Raw genomic sequence first — 19,159 nt, forward strand, 5'->3', positions numbered from 1 at the left:
CGACGGTACGCCTCGGGTACGACAATTTTCGATCGGCCCAGGTCAGGGCTGGTCAGCAGTCGCAACCACAGCAGTCGCAGCCGCCGCCCCGGCCGCCGGAGCCGCCGCAGTCGCAGCCGGACCCGCAGTCGCAGTTCGCCGAGCGCCACTTGCCGCTGAACGGGCCGGGGAACGGGTCGCGGCAGCAGTACTGGCACGTCCCGCACTGGTAGAGCACGGCGAGGCAGCCGAGCAGCGCCCCGCGGCCCTGCGGCGGGTGGACCAGCTTCGGCCAGCACCACAGGCCGCCACCCGGACCGGGCTGCTTGCTCCCGCGATCCCAGTGGGTCGGCCGCGGAGGCGGCCCGTCGCCGCCGCCGTACGCCGCCGCGGGCGGGATCGGGCCGGGCGGCGGCACGCTGCCGTACGGGGCCTGTGGGGGCGGGTACATGCCCGGCGCGGGCCGCCAGCCGGGCGGCGTGCCCTGCGGGCCCTGAGGGCCGTGCGGGCCGTGCCCGGACGGCGGCTGCGGGCCGTGCGTGTGGGGCTCGCCGAACGTCCGGCGGATCGACTCCCGCACCTCGTGCACGAGCAGCGCGTGCACGAGGTGCCCGTCGGTGAACTTCACCTCCGCCAGCGCCAACTCGATCCCGAGCGCCGCGTCGCCGCACAGCCGCCGCGCCTCGGCCAACGACGTGCCGGTGGCCTCCAGCGGGTTCCACGCGCCCGAAGCGCGGTCGGCGTCCAGGTCCTCGACGGCGTCCAGCAGGTGTGCCAGGCGCCCGAACAACCGCCCGACCTCGCGCAGCGCGGCGGCGTTCCCCGGACGTCCGGCCAGCACGGCGGTCTGCGCGACGGCCTCGCCGCCGGCGGTCTCGGTCGGCTCGGTCACCGCGAGCACCGAACCGCCCGGCCCGGCCGCCGCCTCCACCTCGGACTGCCGCCGCACGGCCGCCACGAGGACACCCGTGTCGAACCCGAGATCCGCGCCCGTGGACGCGGCCTGGTCGGCCCACCGACGAGCCACCTGACGTCCCACCCCGCGCACCGGCGCCCGCGCGAACGCGCCGTCCCGGTCGTCGACGTGATCGCCGACCTTCGCCGACGCCAGCACCAGGGACACCGTCGCGGCCAACCGCGCGCCGGCGCCCACGGCCACGTCGGCGGACCTCATCCCGCGCAGCGCACACGGCCCCGCAGCGCGCCGCGAACGCCCCGTCTGGGCCTCCACCAACGCGGAGATGACCAGACCGTCGTAGTTGGTGACCACCCGGGCCATGTGCCCGTGGTCGTCACGTAGCGCGAGGCACAACCCGCACAGGTGCGCCAGCCACGATTGGCGCAGGTCCGCACCCAGTCGGTGGCGGCAGGGCCGGATGATCCCGAACATGGCCGGAAGACTAAACGATCATCATACTTTCGGGTGACAGAAACGGGTGTTCGGCGGGCATTGGTGCATAGGGTGCGGATCGTGACGCTGAGCGCGGCAGGGACGTCCCAGATGCACATCCACCCGCCGAAGATCGAGTACTTCGATCTGGACGCGAAGAGCAACACGGACCCCAAGGGTCACCTGCGCGGGGTCGAGGAGTACCGGCTGACCCAGCACGGCCTCTACATGTTCCGACCGGTGACCGGACACTCGCAGCTTTCCCACTTCGAGTCGTGGCTGCTGCCCGCGCACGGCCTGCGCGTCACCCGGCAGTCGTGGCACCCGGGCCATGAACGCGACTACGACTTGTACGTGGATGTCGTGGAGATCACCTCCAGCGGCTCGGTGTGGAAGACCGTCGACCTGTACCTGGACCTGATCGTGCGCACCGGCCGCAGCGTGACCGTCCTCGACACCGACGAACTGCTGGCGGCCCTGCAACGGGGTCTCATTCAGCCGCACAGGGCCCAATGGGCGCTGGAGACCAGTTACCGCGCGCTGGCCGGAATCGCCGCCCACGGGCACGACGCGGTGCGTTGGCTGGCCTCGCAGGGAACGGTCACCACCTGGCGTCGGCGGTAATACAGACGGTGAGATGCGCTGGTCAAGGACCATCCTGGTCCGTCACCGGAAAGAGACCGACCTCACCACAGACCGTGATGTAACAAATCGAACCGGAGTGTTACCGGCCGCATACTTACGGCTACTCTCGGGTCGCGTGGGAGCGGTTATCACACCTCAGCTCGTCGACGTGGTCGACACCGTAAGCGCAGTTCGGAGCTATTCCTCGGGCATGTCCCGACACCTGACGACATGCCGTGTGGAGAGCTGGGGACTCCGGCTCGAATGCCCCACACCCGAAGACCCGTTCTCCGATTCCGAGGTCACCTGGTTGATGCCGGATCTCGGTCTCCGCCTCACCCACCAGCGTCCCCGGTCACGGCACGCACGCAGCGGCCCGAGCGTGCTCAGCGCCGTGCGCGTGCGGCGCGACGGGCGGTCGTGGCGCACCACCGACCTGCTCCTCGGCCTGGCGGTGCCCGGCGGGACGACCGCCCGCATCGTGCGTTCGGAGGAGTTCGCCGCGGCCGTGGCCGGGCGCGTGCTCGGCCCCGGCGATGCCGACCAGGCCCTGCGGACCGTGCACCGAACGCTGGAGGAGGTCAGCCTGCACCGCCACGACCTGGGCGCATGGCTGACGCACCGGGGCATCTACGACGTCTGGCCGTCCTTGTAGAAGGCGGCCATCCGCTCCACGGCGGCGGACATCCAGGGCTCTTTGGCGTCGCCGTACGCGAACCCGTCCACGTCCGCGGCGTGCCGCTCGGACAGTTCGAGCTTCACCGCCTCGTACTCCCGCCGCGCCCCGTCGTCGGCCCGCAGCCAGTCCCGGAACCGGATCGCCCAGTCCCACGCCGGCCCGTCCTCCACCCGAACGTGCAAGTTCACCCGGCGCTTCGGGTCCGCACCCGCGTGCAGCCGCTTCTTCCAGCCCTCGGGATCGCCGTACTTGACGCTGTCCTCGCCGGGCCCGATCAACGGGAACCCGGCCTGCGTCAAGGCCTCGGCGATCTCGTCGGCCTCGTCCAGCGACGCGACGCCGAGCTGGAAGTCGAGCACGTCCTTCGCCGAAAGGCCGGGCACGGACGTGGACCCGATGTGCTCGACCCGCCGCTGCCCACCGGCCGCCTCGATCCGCTTGGCAATGCGGGCCGCCTGCTCCGGCCAGGTCGGGTCGTAGGGGACGAGCTTCGGCGCGCCGGAGGCGTACCGGCGGAGCCGGACATTCGCCTCGTACGGGACGAGACGGTCCGCCCACAGCGCGTCGACCTCGGCCAACACCCGGTCAGGCGTGCCGGAGTTGTCGAGCCAGACATCAGCCACCCGCCGGCGCTGCCCGTCGTCCGCCTGCTTGGCCATCCGACTGCGCGCGTCCTGCTCGTCCAGACCCCGCCCTTTGAGCCGTTCGACGCGCTGCTCGACCTCGGCGTGGACGATCACGACCAGGTGGTACATCGGGGCGAGCCCGCCTTCCACCAGCAACGGGACGTCGTGGACGACGATCGCGTCCTCCGGCGCGGCGGCAATCAACTCGGCAGTGCGCGCGCCGATCTTCGGATGCGTGATGCCGTTGAGCGCGGCACGGGCTTGGTCGTCACTGAAGACCTTCGCCGCAAGCGCGGCCCTGTTCAGAGCGCCCGACTCGTCCAGAACCTCAGACCCGAACGCCTCTTCGATCTCACGAAGCCCTTGCGACCCAGGCTCGACCACCTCACGGGCCAGCCGATCAGCGTCGATGACTATCGCGCCATGCTCAGCCAGCCTGCCGGCAACCGTCGACTTACCCGACCCGATGCCCCCGGAGAGGCCCACGCGCAACATGGCCAACAGTCTGCCCGTGATCACCCGAGGTACGCGACGCCTGCGCGAGCACACCGACCGACCGGAAGCCTGCGCGAGCACACAAGAGGGGCCTCGTGTTCTCCCCGTATGGCCTGCCCGCAGGGCTACCGCGCTTGTCCAGGGAGCGCAAGCACGCTTTTCGCTTGCGCTCCCTGGACAAGGGTGGTGGTCTTTGACCAGGTCATGCGGGGAGAACACGACGCCTTGCCCTTCCCTCCCCGGAGGCCTGCCCAGCGGCGAGCGTCGCTTTTGATCTTTTAAGACGAAGAGCGGTCGCGACCGCTTCAAGACCACAAGCTACAAGCGTCCTCGCCGGACAGGCAGGCCGCCAAGGATGATCACAAAAGCAGGACCAGGGCGTCGTGCCATCCCCGCATGGCCTGGTCAAAGACCACCACCCTTGGGTGGGGAGCGCAAGCGAAAAGCGTGCTTGCACTCCCCACCCAAGCGCGGTTCCCTGCGGGCAGGCCATACGGGGATGACACGCAGCCCACCGACCGGAGTGCGCGCTGCGCGCGCCGACTGCGAAGAGCGTGAAGCGCGCCACGGCTGAGAGCGCGGAGCGCGCCGGGGTGAAGAGCGCGGAGCGCGCCGGGTGACGAGCGCGGAGCGCGCCAAGGGCAAGAGCGCGAAGCGCGCAACTGCGAAGAGCGCGGAGCGCGCTTCGGCGTTGGGTGCGTGGGGGCGTTGGGTGGTGCTTGGGCTGACGAGGTTCTCAGATGCCTTCGATGGGGGTCATCGATTGGGCGGCGAGGGTGGTCAGGAAGGCGCTCATCTTGTCGTCCGGTACGAAGCCGGTCTTTGCCCTGGCCACGAACGTCGTCTTGCCCAGGGAGCCGATGACCAGGCGCTCTGCGTTGGTGCTGACCAGTTGGCCCTTCTGCTTGCCGACGTCGACCTCGGCCACCGACGCGCCTTCCTGGCGTTCGGCGTTCACGCTGTCCGCTACCCGGTTCTTGGCGGTGGGCTCGTCCACGTAGGTGGCCAGGCCGATGATCAAGGGCGCGGCGGTGAGGGGTTGGCGTTCGGGGACCTCGTAGTAGCAGTCGATCTTCTTGGTACGGCCCAGGGACGGTTCCGGGACGCCGATGATGTGCTTCAGTTCGCCCTGAAGCTCTCGGCCCAGGTGTTGGTTGACCAGTTCGACCGGGAGGATCAGCTCGCAGTCGTCCAGCAGTTCCCGGTCGGTCATCACGGGGGTTCGGGAGGCCGACGTGGGCGCCACGATGGTCGGGATCTGAGGTGGCGGGGCGGCCGGGTCCTGCTCGGGTTGCGACGAGCAGCCCGATAGGGCCGCCGACGCGGCCAACACCATTGTCACCAGCCGAGTCCGCGTGCCCATAGGACACTCAATTTAGCGCGCGAACGACGGCCCCGCACCGGAATCGGTGCGGGGCCGTCGGCCTGGCTGTCTGCTATCGGTCCCGAGGGACCTCTGCTGTCAGGCGCCGCCCGACAGCTTCTCGCGGAGCGCAGCGAGCTGCTCGTCGCTGGCCAGGGTGCCGCCGGCCTGGGCCGGGGCGCCGCCGCCGGTGCCGGCTGCCGGTGCCGGGGCCTCGCCGCCGGAGGAGTAGTTGGTCTCCCCCGCCGCCTCTTCCTCGGCCGCCGCCGCCTTCGCGACCTGCTTCATGTGGGCCTCGTAGCGCGTGTGGGCCTCGGCGTACTGCCGCTCCCACTCCTCGCGCTGCTTGTCGAAGCCTTCCTGCCACTCCTGGGTCTCCGGGTCGAAGCCCTCGGGGTAGATGTAGTTGCCCTGGTCGTCGTACTCGGCCGCCATGCCGTACTGGGTCGGGTCGAACTCCGAGTCGACCGTGAAGCCCTCGTTGGCCTGCTTGAGCGACAGCGAGATCCGGCGACGGTCCAGGTCGATGTCGATGACCTTGACCATCACGTCGTCGCCGACCTGGACGACCTGCTCCGGGATCTCCACGTGGCGCTCGGCCAGCTCGGAGATGTGGACCAGGCCCTCGATGCCCTCGTCCACCCGGACGAACGCGCCGAACGGAACCAGCTTGGTGACCTTGCCCGGCACGATCTGGCCGATCGCGTGGGTCCGGGCGAACTGGCGCCACGGGTCTTCCTGGGTCGCCTTCAGGGACAGCGAGACGCGCTCGCGCTCCATGTCGACGTCCAGGACCTCGACCGTGACCTCCTGGCCGACCTCGACCACCTCGGACGGGTGGTCGATGTGCTTCCAGGACAGCTCCGAGACGTGCACGAGGCCGTCCACGCCACCCAGGTCCACGAAGGCACCGAAGTTGACGATGGAGGACACGACGCCCTTGCGGACCTGCCCCTTCTGGAGCTGGTTGAGGAACTCGCTGCGGACCTCGGACTGCGTCTGCTCCAGCCACGCACGGCGGGACAGGACCACGTTGTTGCGGTTCTTGTCCAGCTCGATGATCTTCGCCTCTAGCTCGCGGCCCACGTAGGGCTGGAGGTCGCGGACGCGCCGCATCTCCACGAGCGAGGCGGGCAGGAAGCCGCGCAGGCCGATGTCCAGGATGAGGCCGCCCTTGACGACCTCGATGACGGTGCCCTTGACCGGCTCGTCCTTCTCCTTGAGGGCCTCGATGGTGCCCCACGCGCGCTCGTACTGGGCGCGCTTCTTGGAGAGGATCAGCCGCCCTTCCTTGTCCTCCTTCTGGAGAACCAGGGCTTCGACCTCGTCACCGACCTTCACAACCTCGTTGGGGTCGACGTCGTGCTTGATCGACAACTCGCGCGAGGGGATGACGCCCTCGGTCTTGTAGCCGATGTCGAGCAGGACCTCGTCCCGGTCGACCTTGACGATGGTGCCCTCGACGATATCGCCATCGTTGAAGTACTTGATGGTCTTGTCGATGGCGGCGAGGAAGTCCTCCTCCGTCCCGATATCGTTGATAGCGATCTGCTTCGGCGCGGTAGCAGCCGGGACAGTGGTGGTGTCGGTGGACATTAGGTAGGTGGCTCCGGTACGGATTGGGGTTGTCTGGCCTTGGGTGCAACGCTGCGCGGGAGGCAAGGCTTCCCCCGACGACCGATCCCGTGACGTGCATACCGATCCTGGGCAGCGCGAACCCACTACGCGGGCGGTATCGTACGCGGATTCACGACCGGCGGGCAAACCGGTCCCCCCGCGGGTAACCCTGAAGGAGCAGTGTGTCCGACCAGCACGCGAGCGCCGAACTGGCTCTCGGCACGACCGGCATCGCGAAACGGGGCGCCGACGCGGCCGAGTCGAGGGCGGCGAACCGGATCTGGTGGGACGCCGACGCGGACGACTACCACGTCGCGCACGGCGCGTTCCTGGGTGCGGCGGACTTCGTCTGGTGCCCGGAGGGGGTGCGCGAGGAAGAGGCCCGCTACCTGGGCGAAGTGCGCGGCCGGCGGGTCCTGGAGGTGGGCTGCGGGTCGGCCCCGTGCGCCCGGTGGCTGAAGTCGCGGGGCGCCGACGCGGTGGCCTTCGACATCTCCGCCGGGATGCTCCGGCACGCCGTGGCGGGCAACACCGGGACCGGGATCGACGTGCCGCTGGTGCAGGCGAGCGCGGACCAGCTCCCGTTCGCGGACGCGAGCTTCGACGCCGCGTGCTCGGCGTTCGGCGGGGTGCCGTTCGTGGCGGACGTGGGCGAGGTGTTCCGCGAAGTGGCCCGCGTATTGCGGCCCGGCGCGCCGTGGGTGTTCTCCGTGACTCACCCGATCCGGTGGATCTTTCCGGACGATCCTGGGCCGAACGGCCTGACCGTGACGCAGTCCTACTTCGACCGCACGCCCTACGTCGAGGTGGACGACAGCGGGCGGGCGACCTACGTCGAGCACCACCGGACCATGGGCGATTACGTCCGCGCGCTGGTCGGGGCGGGGTTGGAACTGGTGGACGTGGTGGAGCCGGAGTGGCCCGCCGGGCACACCCGGACGTGGGGCCAGTGGAGCCCGCTGCGCGGCCGGCTATTCCCCGGCACCGCGATTCTGCGGACACGAAAGCCGTAACCTGCGGGCATGACCGTCAGTCGGGGACTGGTGGAGGCTCAGAGCACCCGCTTCGCGTGTGTCGACCCGTTGCTGCCGGCGGTGGCCGCGCCGCCGGACGGGGACGTGATCACCGCCGCGCTGCCGGACGGCTCGCGGGTCGCGGGGGTGCTCCAGCGGCAGGTGCACGACCGGACGTCGGCCGCGCGGCTGTGGTCGGCGACCGAGGTGTGGGAGCTGACGCCGTTGTTGGGCAGCGCGGGTGCGGCCGGGATGGACGCTCTGCTGCGCGCGTGGCGGCGGCGGATGGACCGGGCGGGGCCCGCCGAGCGGGACTCGGCGTGCGTGCTGACCTGGCCGAGCCGGGACGCGGAGGCGACCCAGGCCCTGCTGGACCACGGCCTGGTGCCGCTGTCGGTGATCGCGGTGCGCCCGAACACGCCCGCGACTCCCCCGGCCGGCCGCTCGTCATCCGGGACCACTCCGTCGGGCTCGAACACGCCGACGGGTAGGAACACGCCGACAAACGCGAACACGCCCCTGAACCGCAACACGCCGAGCGCCGACAGGCCGTCAGGCTCGAACACACCGCCGGGTAGGAACACACCGACGGGCGCGGACACGCCGACCGGCAGGAACACGCCGTCGAACGCGAACACACCGACGGGCAGGAACGCACCGTCGAGTGCAGACGCACCGGCCGGCGCGAACATGCTGGCCGGTGCGAACACGCCGCTGCGCGCGAACACGCCGTTGGTCCCAGGCTCGTTGGTGATCCGCCGGGCCACGCCCGCCGACCTGGAGACGGTGCTCAACCTGGCGCTGTCGGAGCTGCGCTACTCGGCCATGGTCGGCTCCACCGTCAACCGGCCGGAGGCGGTCGAGCTGAAGCGCCGCACGCTGGCCGAACGGCTGGCCGCGGGCGGTCCGGCGTGGTTGGCCGAGCGGGACGGGATCGCGGTCGCGTTGGCCGAGTGCGCGCTGGTGACGTCGGAGCCGGGCAACTGGACGTCGACCCGCTTACCGGTCGGCCGCTGGGGTTACGTGAACTGCGTGTCCGTGCTGCCGGGCGCGCGTGGGAGCGGCATCGGGCAGCGGTTGATGGCTCACGCGCACCGTGAGTTGCAGCGGCTCGGCACGGTTGGCAGCTACCTCTACTACAACCCGCCGAACCCGCTGTCTTCGGTGTTCTGGCCGCGACAGGGCTACCGTCCGTTGTGGACGGTCTGGGAGGTCCGCCCGGCGGGAGCGTTGCGCTAAGTCACAACCGCTCCGGTTGCGAGCCACTCCCGGCCGCGCCACTATTTGAACTGACCGGTCAGTTCAAAGGAGGGGTTCCGCCGTGGAGATCCGCGCCCTGCGCGTCGGCGTCGTCGGACCGCACGGTCCGCTGCTCAAGCCGACCAGCCTGCGCGTGCCGCCGGGCGAACTCGTGCTGGTGGCGGGTCCGCCGGGAGCGGGGCACACGGCACTCGGGCTGGTGCTGTCCGGGCGGCTGCGGCCGAGCACCGGGACCGTCACGCCGAATCCGGTCCTGCTGCGCAAGCACGTCGTGGTGGTGGACGCGCCGGATGTGAACGAGCCGGAGGCGTCCTGGTCGCTGGCCGTGGTGGTCGGCGAGGAGCTGGCCATGAACGGGCGGCGCGTCGGGCGCAAGGCGGTGGCCGACTGGCTGGTCGACCGCGGGGCGGGCGAGCACATCGACACGCGGTTCGAGTACGTGCCCGCCGACGTGCGGTGCCGGCTGATGCTGGAGCTGGCCGCGGGCCGGCCCGATGTCCGCGCGCTGGTCCTGGACACCCCCGACCGCTACCACGGCGACCCGAAGGGCTGGTGGCAGCTCGCACGGAAGCGCGTGAGGCCCGACCTGTCCGTGGTCGTGCTGTGCACCGAGACGTCCGCCGCGGTGCTGGGTGTGCCCGCCGCGCGGCTCGGCGAGGACAACACCGCCGTCGGAGACACCGCTGTCGGAGACGGAGACGACACCGCCGTCGAGCACGCCGTCGTGTGGCCCACCGAGCCGATCGCCACCGAGCCGGCCACCGAGCCGGCCGGCACGCGGTCGATGGTCGACAGCTCCGGTTCGACCGCTGTGTGGTCGGCGGCCGACTCGACCGGTCGGGTCAAGTCCGCCGAGTCCACCGTCGTGCTCCCGGCCGACTCCGAAAACTCCGAGGAGACCTCGTGACCGCCCTGCGGATGGCGTTCAACGAACTGCGCCGCATCACGGCCGGGAAGCTGCCCAAGCTCGCCGTGGTGGCGCTGGCCCTGGTGCCGCTGTTGTACGCGGCCCTCTACCTGTACGCCAACAAGGACCCGTACGGGAACCTCAACCAGGTCCCCGCCGCGCTCGTCGTGGAGGACAAGGGCGCGACCGCGAGCGACGGCACCGTCAAGCACGCCGGCGAGGACGTCGCCACCGAGCTGATCTCCGGCCACCGGTTCGACTGGCAGCGGGTCGACGCCCGGCAGGCCGAGGAGGGCGTGCGCAACGGCACGTACACGTTCGCGCTGACCCTGCCCGAGGACTTCTCCCAGGCCCTGCTGTCCTCCGGCGAGTTCAAGCCCCGGCAGGGCGTGATCATGCTGACCACCAACGACGCCAACAACTACCTCGGCTCCACCATCGCCAACCAGGTGGTCACCGAGGTGCGGCGCTCGGTGTCGGTGAAGGTCGGCGCGGAGGCGGCGGACAAGCTGCTGCTCGGGTTCTCCACGATCCGCCAGAAGACCGTGGAGGCCGCCGACGGGGCCACCAAGCTCGCCACCGGCCAGCAGGACGCCCTGAACGGCAGCCAGCGGCTGGTGGACGGCGCCGGACCGCTGGCCGACGGCTCGGCGCAGGTGTCCGACGGGCTGCGGCAGCTACGCGACCAGACCAAGGACCTGCCGGTCAAGTCGCAGCAGCTCGCCGACGGCGCGAAGCAGGTCGCCGACGGCAACGAGACCGTCGCGCAGACCGCCGAGAACTACGCGGCCAAGGCCCAGGCCCTCATCACGCGGCTCGACCAGATCAACGGCGACGTCGCCAACCGTTTGCGCGCCGCCGGTTTCACCGAGGAGCAGGTGCAGCACGTGATGAGCGCGCTGAAGGACGTCCGCACACCGCTCGACGACGCCAACGGCCGGGTGCAGGGCACCACGGGCCAGCTTCGGACCCTCGCGAACGGCGCGCACCAGGTCGCCGACGGCGCGGCGCAGCTCGCCGCGTCGACGCCCGCGCTGACCGACGCGATCATCAGGCTCAACGACGGCGCGCAGCAGGTCGCGGACGGCAACGCCCAGCTCCGCGACGGGGCGACCGCGTTGCGGGACGGCGAGCAGGAACTCGTGACCGGCGCGAACCAGCTCCGGGACGGCCTCAACGCGGGCGTACAGCAGATCCCGAACCCGGACGACCCGACCCGCGAGTCCACCGCCAACACGATCGGCGACCCGGTGAACGTGCGCGGCGTCAGCCAGACCTCGGCGGGCAGCTACGGGGCGGGGCTCGCGCCGTTCTTCCTCGGCCTGGCCACCTGGATCGGCGCGTTCGTGCTGTTCCTGCTGCTCAAGCCGTTGTCCCGGCGCGGCCTCGCGGGCGGGCAGAACGCGCTGCGGGTCGCGCTGGGCGGCTGGCTGCCGGGTGTGCTGCTGGGCGCGGCGCAGGTGGTGATCATGTTCGCGGTGGTGGCGCTGGTGGTCGACATCCGGCCCACCCACACCTGGGGCACGGTCGGCTTCCTGCTGCTGACCTCGGCGACGTTCGTGGCGGTGCTGCACGCGCTGAACGCCCTGTTCGGCGCGGTCGGCAAGTTCATCGGCCTGGTGCTGCTCATCCTCCAGCTCGTCAGCGCGGGCGGCACGTTCCCGTGGCAGACCATCCCGCAGCCGCTGTACCCGCTGCACTACGGCCTGCCCATGGGGTACGCGGTCGACGGGCTGCGGCACCTGATGTACGGCGGGCCGCTGGGCAGCGTCGGGAAGGACGCGCTGATCCTGCTCGCCTACCTCGTCGGGGCCCTTGCCTTGTCGACGTTCGCCGCGTACAAGCAGCGGGTGTGGACCCCGTCTCGTCTCAAGCCAGAGCTGGTGCTGTGACACCCCCTGTGTCAACCTCACGATCGAAATCAGGCCGCGGCAGGTGTGGCAGTGGCGTTCTGACGGGCTCCGCCGTGGAGTTCAGGGTCGTAGGGCGTGTTGTTCTGCCAGCAGCGCCAGATGACGCGGGTCCAGGCGCGGGCCAGGATGCGGATCGCGTGGGCATGGTCCTTCCCGGAGGCGCGGGCCCGGGTGTAGATGTCGGCGGCCCAGGGGCTGGCACGGCGGCTGTTGTCGGCGAACGTGGTCAGGGCCTGGCGCAGGCGTTTGTTGCAGGCCCAACGGAAGGACACGCCGCGTTGCCTGCCGGACTCCTTGGTCACGGGGGTGATGCCGGCCAGCGCCGCGACGGCGTCGGGATGGGTGTAGGCGGCGCGGGCGTCGCCCCACTCGGCCAGGACCTGGGCGGCGTTGACGGTCCCGGCACGGGGCAGGGACCGGAAGACGGCCCCGTCGGGGTGGGTGTCCATCTTCTCGCCGATCGAGCGGTCCAACGCCTTGATCGCGGTGTTGAGTGCGGTCAGGACGCCGACCTGGGCGAGCACGGCGTCACGGACGCCCTCGGACAGTGCCGGGTCGGTGACCCCGGCCGGGGCTTGACGCAGACGGGTGAGCAGGTCGGCGGCCGGTTTCTTCCCGGAGTAGTGCTGCCGCCGCAGGAACGCGGCCAAGCGTTTCTCGGTCAGTCCGGCGGCGGAGGCGGCGGTGGGGTACTCGGTCAGGAACGCCAGGGCGATGCCCGAGGTGAGACGCGCGAAGATTTTTCCGGCGCCGGGCCAGTGGGCATCCAGCAGGGCGGCGAGCTGGTTGGTCGCGGCGACGCGGGCGTGGACCAGGTCGGTGCGGGTGCGCACCACCGCCCGCAGCGCCTTGGTCGCGCCGGTGTAGGGGGTCGCGGGTCGCAGTCGGTGGTGACGAACGCGCAGGTAGTCCGCGATCACGGCGGCGTCACCGCGGTCGGACTTGGCCCCGGAGAGCACCTCGGACTCGCGCCAGGTCTTGATCGCGTTGGGTTTGACCGGCATCACCGGGTGCCCGGCGGTCAGCAGCGCGTCGACCAGGCGGCCGTCCGGGCGCTCGATGGCCACCGCGACATGTTCGGGCTCGGCGAGCCGGCCCAGCCTGTCCGCCAACGACCCGAACCCGGCGGCGGTGTGGCCGACCGTGAACGCCGTCACCCGCCTGCCTGCCCGGTCCAGGACGCACACGGCGTGCTCGGCCGTGGCCCAGTCGATCCCGACGAAGAACAACGGCTCGTTCTGCAGCGACACCCCGGTCGCCTTCCTGCTCGCAGCGCGAGGCGGTCACCAGGCGGAGGCGAGGGAACCGACAGTCGAGTGGTCACTAACCGGCGCTCTGCGGCGCGTCCCTCTGTCATCGATCAACGGTTCCGGGGAAGCCGGGGGCGGCAGTGTCACAGAGGCCCTCGAAGGGCGACCGACATGGGCCGTCACCCCGACTTCCGCCTGGTTCCTACCACAAACGCCATCCAGGCGCCTGCATGGAAGAGGGTGCACTAGTGACCAACACCCGCCCCGCCCGCACCGCGGCCACCAAGCAGAAGCTGTTCGACGCCGCGCTGAAGCTGGTCGGCGAACGCGGCGCGGCGAGCGTGACGGTGGACGAGATCGCCGCCGAGGCCGGGGTGGCGAAGGGCACCGTGTACTACAACTTCGCCAGCAAGGACGCCCTGGTGGACGCGCTGCTGCGGCACGGCGTGGAACTGCTGGCGGGACGGCTGCGGGTGGCCGAGGGCGAGGCGGAGACCGGGCGGGCGATGGAGTCGCTGGTCGACGGGATGCTGGGGTTCTTCGCCGAGTACCCGGCGTTCGGACAGCTACTGGTCAGCGAGCTGTGGCGGACGCCCGGACAGTGGCACGGCACGCTGAGCCTGTTGCGCGACGACATCGTGTCCATCGTGCGCGGGCAGATGCAGCGGCTGTCCGACGAGGGCAAGCTGCCGGCGGGCGTGCAGGTCGGGACGGCGTCGGCGGCGTTGTTCGGCACCCTGCTGGTGATCGCGCTGGACTGGCAGGTGTTCCAGCCCGAACGGACCTTGGCCGACGTGCGGGAAGCGGTGTTGCTGCTGGTCCGGGGACTGCGGGTCTAAGGCCGCACGGCCCAGGTGTCGATCTCGCCGACCTGGTGCACGGACGACTGCCGGCCCGCCAGCGCCCGGTGCACGGCCTCCAGCACGCCGACGGAGGTCTCCTCGTGGCTGAGCCAGCGGGTGGCCCCGCCGTGCCGGACGAGGCCCAGCACCACCTGCTGGGTGGGGTGGCCGGGCAGGACCGGGTCGGGGACGCCCTCCCGCGAGTTGATGCCGCAGCTATCGTGCACCTCCACCACGGGGGCGTGCGGCGCGAGCAGCGGCGCGACGGCCCGCAGCACCGGCGCGCGGTAGCTGAGGTGCACCCAGGCCACGAGCAGGTCGGCCGGCGCGGTCAGGACGTCGCCGACGAGTCCGGCCAGCTCCTCCGGGTGGGCCCAGTCGGCTCTGACCCAGATCGCGCCGTCCCGCGGGGCAGTCCCGGACGCGCCGCGCGAGCCGGCCGGGGCCGCGGTTCGCGATACGTTCCGCGACTCGTCCTGCGGCAGTTCCGAGGGTGCGGTCTGCGGCACGTGGCCGCGGCGGCCCAGGGCCGCGCGGGCCGCCATACCCGCTCTCGGGGGCCTGCGGGACGGCAGCACCACTCGCCAGCCCTGCGCCAGCAGGTCGTCCGCGCAGCCCTTCAACATGCCGGTGCCACCGAGCACCAGCGCCGTCCGCCCACTCATCGCACCGACTCCTCGCCGCGCTCCGCCGCACGCCGGAGGGGACCGGCGCGCCACTGGTCCACTTCACGCTGCCCGCGCAGCCGCACCACCGCCAGTCGGGCCCCGTGCTCGCCGGCCAGCACCGCCGTGATCCGGTCGCGGGTGCGGCCGTGCGACTTCCACGCCCACCGCAGCAGGTGCTCGCGGTCGGTGAACACGGTGTGCAGGGGTGGCTCGGTGTTGCCGTTCCACAGCTCCTGCCGGCGCACCCGCCGCACCACCGTCCGCACCGCGACCCTGCGCAGCACCGTGTGCTTGGCGTGGTCCAGCCAGACCAACGTGTCCGCCCTGGCCAGCAGCAGCGGACGGGCCAGCGTGTACTGCCATTCGGTCGCCCACGCGTCGCGCTTCACCAGTTCGCGCACGTCGGCCTCGAACCCGTCGCGTGGAGTCCACTGTGGACCCTGGAACAGCGAGTCCATCTCCACATAGGACAGTCCCAGGGCGTCCGCGATCCACCTGGCCATGGTCGACTTGCCCGCGCCCGAGGTACCCGCGACCAGCACCCGCCTCGGCGAGTGCGGCAACTCGTCAGTAGGTCCTAACAGCGGCACCGGGAAAGGCTACCGTCGCCCCGCAAGCCCCCTCCGGCGCACGAGGGGTACCACCCGATCGGGCAAGGCAACGTGACGAGCGTTCCGCTGAACGCGCGGCCGTCCACAGTGGATGTCAGGGGCGCACCGCGGCGAGGTGCCTGCGCAACACGGCGCGCATGACGTCCGGCGTCGTCAGGTCGGGCTGGAGCACGGCGTTCACCGCCAGGCCGTCGAGCAGCGCGGCGAGCCGTTCGGTCTCCACCGGCACGTCCGGCACCCCCGCCCGCTCCAGCACCTTGCGGACGAGCGTCCGGATGCCGTCGTGCAGCTTGCGGGCGGCCGGGCGCAGCGCGGGACGGGTGCGGGCGGCGTTGGAGAACTCCAGCCAGATCACCGACTCGTCGTGCCGGTCGGGGTCCAGTGGCAGGAGTTCACCGAGCAGGTCCTCCACGGCGGTCCGGCGGTCTTCGGGGGTCGTCGCCGCGTACACCTGCGCGACGCGGGCCAGGAAACGGTGCTCGACCCGTTCGATGAGCGCTTCGAGCGCGAACGTCAGCAGCTCGTCGTGGTCGGTGAAGTAGTGCCGCACCGATCCGATCGCCAGGCCGGCCTCCTCGGCGACGTTGCGCAGCGACGCCTGCTCCAGGCCCTGCGCGCGGACCACCCGGAACACCGCCTCGGCGACCTCGCGGCGGCGGGCTTCGGCGTCGACGACCTTGGGCACGCCTCTTTGTAGCACAGTCGTGCTAGCTTAATTAGCACAGCCATGCCACAAAGAAGGAGGTTCGTGTGTTGATCTGGGGGTTGGTCGCCGTCGGTGTGGCGGCGGTGGTGGTCAAGCGGTTCCTCGGTGAGCCGCTCAGCGCCCGTGACCTGGTCGGGCCGCCGGTGGTGCTGCTCGGCTTCGGGATCTACGGGCTGACGAAGACGCCCCTCACCGCCGTCGACGTGCTCTGGCTGGCGGTCGGGTCGGTGGTCGGCGTGGCCCTGGGCGTGCTGCGCGGCACGACGATCCGGCTGTTCACCCGCGACGGCGTGCTGTGGCAGCGGTACACGCCGTGGACGCTCGCGGTGTGGGTCGGGTCGTTCGCGGTGAACGCCGGTCTGGGGTTCGTCGCGGTGTCCGCCGGGATGCACGCGGAAGCGCGACCGATGACGTTGTCCATCGGAGTCGGACTACTCGGCGAACTCGTGCCGATCGGTTTGCGCGCGGTCCGTTCCGGTGTCCCGTTCGCGCGTGGATGAGACGCAGTTCATGTAACGCCGGCGGATTTCGGAAAACCGGGAAATTGCTGTGTGAAAGTGCGCCGGCAGGCCTCATACTGTGGCGAGCTGATAACAGGGGGAACAATGACGTACCCGGACTCCGAACGCCCGGACAACCCGCCACCGCCGAGCGTACCGGTGCTGGAGCCGTACGGCCTGCCCGGCGAGACACGGGCCGACCAGTCCACGGCCGCGCACCAGCCCGGCGCGGACCAGGGGTTCCAGGTGGGCTCCTCGGCCTACCGACCCGGAGCCGAACAGTCGTTCCAGCCCGCCGTGCAACTGCCGACGACATCGGAGTTCACCCCGGCCACCCCGCCGGACGCCGAACCCGAACCGCCGCGCAAGAAGAAGACCGGACTGGTCGTGGCGACCGTCCTCGCGGTGCTGTTCTTCGCGACGGCCGGTGTGTTCGGCGTGCTCTACTCCAATGAAGTCGGGCAGAACGACCGGCTGACCGGCCAATTGGCCGACAAGGAAAAGCAGCTCACCGATTCCGGCAAGCAGTTGAAGGACGCGCAGGACGAGGCGTCCAGGGCGAAGGACGCGGTCGAGGTCGCCGAGAACGCCCGCAAGCGCGCGGAGGACGACGGCGCGGCGATGGTCAAGTGCCGCGACGCCGCCCGCGCCCTGCGGGAGGCGGTCTTCGCCAACGACGACCCCAAGGGCGAGCAGGCGTTCCTGGACGTCTTCGCGAACTGCTGAGCCGCGAACCGCCGAGTCGTCGCGAACCGCCGAGTCGTCGCGAACCGCCGAGTCGTCGCGAACCGCCGAGTCGTCGCGAACCGCCGAGTCGTCGTGAGCCGCTGGGCAGCGGCTACGGGCAGGGCGGGAACATCCGGCGGGTGCCGGTGCCGTAGGCCTCGGGGTCGCTGAACCGGCACCCGTAGTCCGGAGCCGCCACGGCGGCGGGGTCGTCCACGACGTCCGCCGCCGGGCGCTTGCCGGTGTCCACCCAGGTCACCAGGTCGTCCCAGGCGCGGCCGACCTCGTCCGGGCTGAACTCGCAGTGCTGGGCGGCCCGGATGGCGCGCTGCGCCAGCAGGTGCGACCGCCCGTTGAGCCGCACGTCCCGCTGGTACTGCTGCTCCATGGAGAACGGCACGAACAGGTCGCCCAGGTCGTGCAGGGACAACACCGGCACGGTCGGGCGGCCCGCGATGCGCGGGATCTCGGTCAGCGCGGGCGTGAGCCGGGCTTTCAGGTTCTCCGGGAACACCCGCTCCACCCGGCGGTTCAGGTCGACCGGCGTGTTCGGGGTGTACCGGGTGGCCACGTTGGTGGCGAGTTGGAGCGGGTCGGCGGCCAGGCGGTCGCCCCGTCCCCCCGCGGCCAGGTCGAACAGGAAGTCCTTCCACAGCCCGAACGCGGCCTGCGCGCCGGGCCGTGCGCCGCCGGTCCGGTTGATCACGACCTGGGCGAACTGCGCGCCGCGCTCGTTCGGGACGCCGTCCAGCCCCAGCTCCGCCTTGAGCCGCGGCACGACCGCCGAACCGTAGTCGGCGGGCAGCGGGTAGGCGTCGACACCGGCCAGGGCCTGGGCGGTGAGCTGGTAGTCCAGCAGGAAGTCGAACAGCTCCTGGTCGCCGAGCACCCCGCAGAGCGGCAGCGCGCCGCGGTAGAAGCCCGGGTACTGCTCCAGGGAGCGGCCGGTCACGTGGCCGCCCATCGAGACGCCGGCCAGGAACACGTCCGTGGGCCTGCCGACCAGCGTGGTGAAGTGCGTGGCCAGGTCGTGCGTGCTCTCGACGCCGGCCTTCACGTCGTAGTCGTTGGCGTAGTAGGTGGACGCCGCCCACGCGAAACCCTGGTCGAGCAGGCGTTGCCGCAGCTCGTAGGCGGGCGGCTCGACGGTGAGGACGGTGCTCGCGCCCCGGTGGCCGTGCGCCCACATCGCCAGCCGGCCGTTCCAGCGCGGCGGGACCTCCACGATGTAGCCGGCGTGCTCGTGCACGCCTTGCAGCACGCGGCTGGGCGCGCCGCCGACGGAGGCGGGAGGGAGCGGCGGGTTGGAGATCGTGTAGCCGGGCAGCGGCTGGTCGTGCGGTGGTGTCGCGGCGGCCGAGGTGGCGAACAGCAGGATGAGGACCGATGCCAACCCCAGCGCTCGTCGCATCACTCGATTGTGGTCACCAGCGCAAGTCCGCCACCAGCTCCTCGTGGGTGAGGGTGGAGGTGAGCGGGTAGCTGATCCGGATCACCTCGTCCTCGGACGGTTCGAGCCGGGCTCCGGGGAACGCGCGGCGCACCAGCCGCAGCACCGGCAGGTTCTCGTACAGCACCTCGCCGGTCAGCCCCGGGTAGCTCAGGTCGGTGGCGAGGTTGCCCAGGGCAGTGATCAACCGGGTGCCGACACCCTTGCGCTGCCACCGGTCGACCACGGCGATCGCCATCTCGGCCGTCCCCTGGTCGGTCGCGGCCAATCGGGCGATTCCGACGGTCTGCCGCCCGCACTCGGCGACGACGGCGGCCCTGCGGCGGCCGTCCAGGTCGGTCAACTGGCGGCGCATGGCGGCGGTGAGCCTGGGCATCGGCGCGTGGAATCGCAGGTAGCGGCTCCGCGCGGACAGGCCCTCGAACACGGCGTCGACCGCCGCCCCCGCGCCTTCCCGGTCGAGCACGCGGACTCTGGTCATGGCACCGGCCCCCTAAGTTCGGAATCCGAACCGTAGCTGGGTCTGTTTTCCGAATGCAA

The 19,159-nt window shown here is 71.1% G+C and carries 19 protein-coding genes; 9 read left to right on the plus strand and 10 right to left on the minus strand.

Translation table 11 applies throughout. The annotated features are described in order from the left end of the window. Window positions 1-52: 52 nt before the first annotated feature. On the minus strand, window positions 53-1,369 hold the full coding sequence (locus ACQPZF_RS31785; RefSeq protein ID WP_433263285.1) for a DUF5685 family protein: 1,317 nt from the start codon (window positions 1,367-1,369) through the stop codon (window positions 53-55). Window positions 1,370-1,480: 111 nt separating this feature from the next. Here ACQPZF_RS31785 and ACQPZF_RS31790 point away from each other — a divergent pair, with 111 nt between their 5' ends. Beyond that, window positions 1,481-1,993, plus strand: a complete 513-nt coding sequence (locus tag ACQPZF_RS31790) for a DUF402 domain-containing protein (RefSeq protein ID WP_433274784.1) — start codon at window positions 1,481-1,483, stop codon at window positions 1,991-1,993. Between the two features lie 211 nt (window positions 1,994-2,204). Continuing rightward, window positions 2,205-2,648, plus strand: a complete 444-nt coding sequence (locus ACQPZF_RS31795) for a DUF402 domain-containing protein (protein WP_433263287.1) — start codon at window positions 2,205-2,207, stop codon at window positions 2,646-2,648. On the opposite strand, the gene coaE is transcribed toward ACQPZF_RS31795, so the two are convergent. The 3 genes from coaE to rpsA form a co-directional block, all read right to left on the minus strand. Then, the gene (gene coaE, locus ACQPZF_RS31800; RefSeq protein WP_433263289.1) at window positions 2,624-3,793 is read right to left on the minus strand and encodes a dephospho-CoA kinase; all 1,170 of its coding nucleotides are present in this window, start codon (window positions 3,791-3,793) and stop codon (window positions 2,624-2,626) included. The genes ACQPZF_RS31795 and coaE overlap by 25 nt on opposite strands. 736 nt (window positions 3,794-4,529) lie before the next feature. After that, the gene (locus tag ACQPZF_RS31805; protein WP_433263291.1) at window positions 4,530-5,156 is read right to left on the minus strand and encodes a hypothetical protein; all 627 of its coding nucleotides are present in this window, start codon (window positions 5,154-5,156) and stop codon (window positions 4,530-4,532) included. Window positions 5,157-5,255: 99 nt separating this feature from the next. Then, window positions 5,256-6,752, minus strand: coding sequence for a 30S ribosomal protein S1 (rpsA, locus tag ACQPZF_RS31810; protein WP_433263293.1), 1,497 nt, complete (start codon window positions 6,750-6,752; stop codon window positions 5,256-5,258). A 203-nt stretch (window positions 6,753-6,955) separates the two neighbouring features. Between rpsA and ACQPZF_RS31815 the strand changes: the two genes are divergently transcribed. The 4 genes from ACQPZF_RS31815 (at window position 6,956) to ACQPZF_RS31830 (ending at window position 11,845) form a co-directional block, all read left to right on the plus strand. Then, the gene (locus ACQPZF_RS31815; RefSeq protein ID WP_433263295.1) at window positions 6,956-7,786 is read left to right on the plus strand and encodes a class I SAM-dependent methyltransferase; all 831 of its coding nucleotides are present in this window, start codon (window positions 6,956-6,958) and stop codon (window positions 7,784-7,786) included. A 9-nt stretch (window positions 7,787-7,795) separates the two neighbouring features. Further along, a complete protein-coding gene (locus ACQPZF_RS31820) occupies window positions 7,796-9,025 on the plus strand; it encodes a GNAT family N-acetyltransferase (RefSeq protein WP_433263297.1) in 1,230 nt (409 codons plus the stop codon). Between the two features lie 82 nt (window positions 9,026-9,107). Further along, window positions 9,108-9,953, plus strand: a complete 846-nt coding sequence (locus ACQPZF_RS31825) for a hypothetical protein (RefSeq protein ID WP_433263299.1) — start codon at window positions 9,108-9,110, stop codon at window positions 9,951-9,953. Continuing rightward, window positions 9,950-11,845, plus strand: a complete 1,896-nt coding sequence (locus ACQPZF_RS31830; protein WP_433263301.1) for a YhgE/Pip family protein — start codon at window positions 9,950-9,952, stop codon at window positions 11,843-11,845. Before ACQPZF_RS31825 ends, ACQPZF_RS31830 begins: the two co-directional genes overlap by 4 nt. Window positions 11,846-11,874: 29 nt before the next feature. Here the strand turns inward: ACQPZF_RS31830 and ACQPZF_RS31835 are convergent, their stop codons facing one another. Next, window positions 11,875-13,116, minus strand: coding sequence for an IS110 family transposase (locus ACQPZF_RS31835; RefSeq protein ID WP_433263303.1), 1,242 nt, complete (start codon window positions 13,114-13,116; stop codon window positions 11,875-11,877). 230 nt (window positions 13,117-13,346) lie between these two features. On the opposite strand from ACQPZF_RS31835, the gene ACQPZF_RS31840 reads away from it, so the two are divergent. Next, complete coding sequence (locus ACQPZF_RS31840; RefSeq protein ID WP_433263305.1) at window positions 13,347-13,955, plus strand: TetR/AcrR family transcriptional regulator; 609 nt, start codon at window positions 13,347-13,349, stop codon at window positions 13,953-13,955. Here ACQPZF_RS31840 and ACQPZF_RS31845 read toward each other — a convergent pair. The 3 genes from ACQPZF_RS31845 to ACQPZF_RS31855 form a co-directional block, all read right to left on the minus strand. Further along, on the minus strand, window positions 13,952-14,623 hold the full coding sequence (locus ACQPZF_RS31845; protein WP_433263307.1) for a hypothetical protein: 672 nt from the start codon (window positions 14,621-14,623) through the stop codon (window positions 13,952-13,954). The two genes, ACQPZF_RS31840 and ACQPZF_RS31845, sit on opposite strands and share 4 nt — an antisense overlap. Continuing rightward, a complete protein-coding gene (locus ACQPZF_RS31850; protein ID WP_433263309.1) occupies window positions 14,620-15,216 on the minus strand; it encodes a shikimate kinase in 597 nt (198 codons plus the stop codon). The genes ACQPZF_RS31845 and ACQPZF_RS31850 overlap by 4 nt, the downstream gene beginning before the upstream one ends. A gap of 115 nt (window positions 15,217-15,331) precedes the next feature. Next, a complete protein-coding gene (locus tag ACQPZF_RS31855) occupies window positions 15,332-15,922 on the minus strand; it encodes a TetR/AcrR family transcriptional regulator (RefSeq protein ID WP_433263311.1) in 591 nt (196 codons plus the stop codon). A 65-nt stretch (window positions 15,923-15,987) separates the two neighbouring features. Between ACQPZF_RS31855 and ACQPZF_RS31860 the strand changes: the two genes are divergently transcribed. Both ACQPZF_RS31860 and ACQPZF_RS31865 read left to right on the plus strand, forming a co-directional pair. Beyond that, on the plus strand, window positions 15,988-16,443 hold the full coding sequence (locus ACQPZF_RS31860; RefSeq protein WP_433263313.1) for a DUF1453 domain-containing protein: 456 nt from the start codon (window positions 15,988-15,990) through the stop codon (window positions 16,441-16,443). Between the two features lie 105 nt (window positions 16,444-16,548). Beyond that, window positions 16,549-17,169 carry a hypothetical protein gene (locus ACQPZF_RS31865; RefSeq protein ID WP_433263315.1) on the plus strand — a complete coding sequence of 207 codons (621 nt, stop codon included), beginning with the start codon at window positions 16,549-16,551 and terminating at the stop codon, window positions 17,167-17,169. Window positions 17,170-17,281: 112 nt separating this feature from the next. Here the strand turns inward: ACQPZF_RS31865 and ACQPZF_RS31870 are convergent, their stop codons facing one another. Together ACQPZF_RS31870 and ACQPZF_RS31875 are read right to left on the minus strand one after the other, a co-directional pair. Continuing rightward, a complete protein-coding gene (locus ACQPZF_RS31870) occupies window positions 17,282-18,580 on the minus strand; it encodes a hypothetical protein (RefSeq protein ID WP_433263318.1) in 1,299 nt (432 codons plus the stop codon). A gap of 13 nt (window positions 18,581-18,593) precedes the next feature. Next, entirely contained in the window at window positions 18,594-19,100 is a 507-nt protein-coding gene (locus tag ACQPZF_RS31875) for an N-acetyltransferase family protein (protein ID WP_433263320.1), read from the minus strand. Between the last annotated feature and the right edge of the window lie 59 nt (window positions 19,101-19,159).

The organism is Actinosynnema sp. CS-041913, from assembly GCF_050942485.1.
In the GTDB taxonomy this organism is placed as follows: Bacteria; Actinomycetota; Actinomycetes; order Mycobacteriales; family Pseudonocardiaceae; genus Actinosynnema.

Excerpts from the sequence above, each read along its gene's own strand:
- ACQPZF_RS31820 (WP_433263297.1), top strand. The coding sequence starts at position 7,796 with ATGACCGTCAGTCGGGGACTGGTGGAGGCTCAGAGCACCCGCTTCGCG.
- ACQPZF_RS31795 (WP_433263287.1), top strand. The coding sequence starts at position 2,205 with ATGTCCCGACACCTGACGACATGCCGTGTGGAGAGCTGGGGACTCCGG.
- ACQPZF_RS31845 (WP_433263307.1), bottom strand. The coding sequence starts at position 14,623 with ATGAGTGGGCGGACGGCGCTGGTGCTCGGTGGCACCGGCATGTTGAAG.
- ACQPZF_RS31865 (WP_433263315.1), top strand. The coding sequence starts at position 16,549 with ATGACGTACCCGGACTCCGAACGCCCGGACAACCCGCCACCGCCGAGC.
- ACQPZF_RS31790 (WP_433274784.1), top strand. The coding sequence starts at position 1,481 with ATGCACATCCACCCGCCGAAGATCGAGTACTTCGATCTGGACGCGAAG.
- coaE (WP_433263289.1), bottom strand. The coding sequence starts at position 3,793 with ATGTTGCGCGTGGGCCTCTCCGGGGGCATCGGGTCGGGTAAGTCGACG.
- rpsA (WP_433263293.1), bottom strand. The coding sequence starts at position 6,752 with ATGTCCACCGACACCACCACTGTCCCGGCTGCTACCGCGCCGAAGCAG.
- ACQPZF_RS31805 (WP_433263291.1), bottom strand. The coding sequence starts at position 5,156 with ATGGGCACGCGGACTCGGCTGGTGACAATGGTGTTGGCCGCGTCGGCG.
- ACQPZF_RS31875 (WP_433263320.1), bottom strand. The coding sequence starts at position 19,100 with ATGACCAGAGTCCGCGTGCTCGACCGGGAAGGCGCGGGGGCGGCGGTC.
- ACQPZF_RS31870 (WP_433263318.1), bottom strand. The coding sequence starts at position 18,580 with ATGCGACGAGCGCTGGGGTTGGCATCGGTCCTCATCCTGCTGTTCGCC.
- ACQPZF_RS31840 (WP_433263305.1), top strand. The coding sequence starts at position 13,347 with ATGGAAGAGGGTGCACTAGTGACCAACACCCGCCCCGCCCGCACCGCG.
- ACQPZF_RS31785 (WP_433263285.1), bottom strand. The coding sequence starts at position 1,369 with ATGTTCGGGATCATCCGGCCCTGCCGCCACCGACTGGGTGCGGACCTG.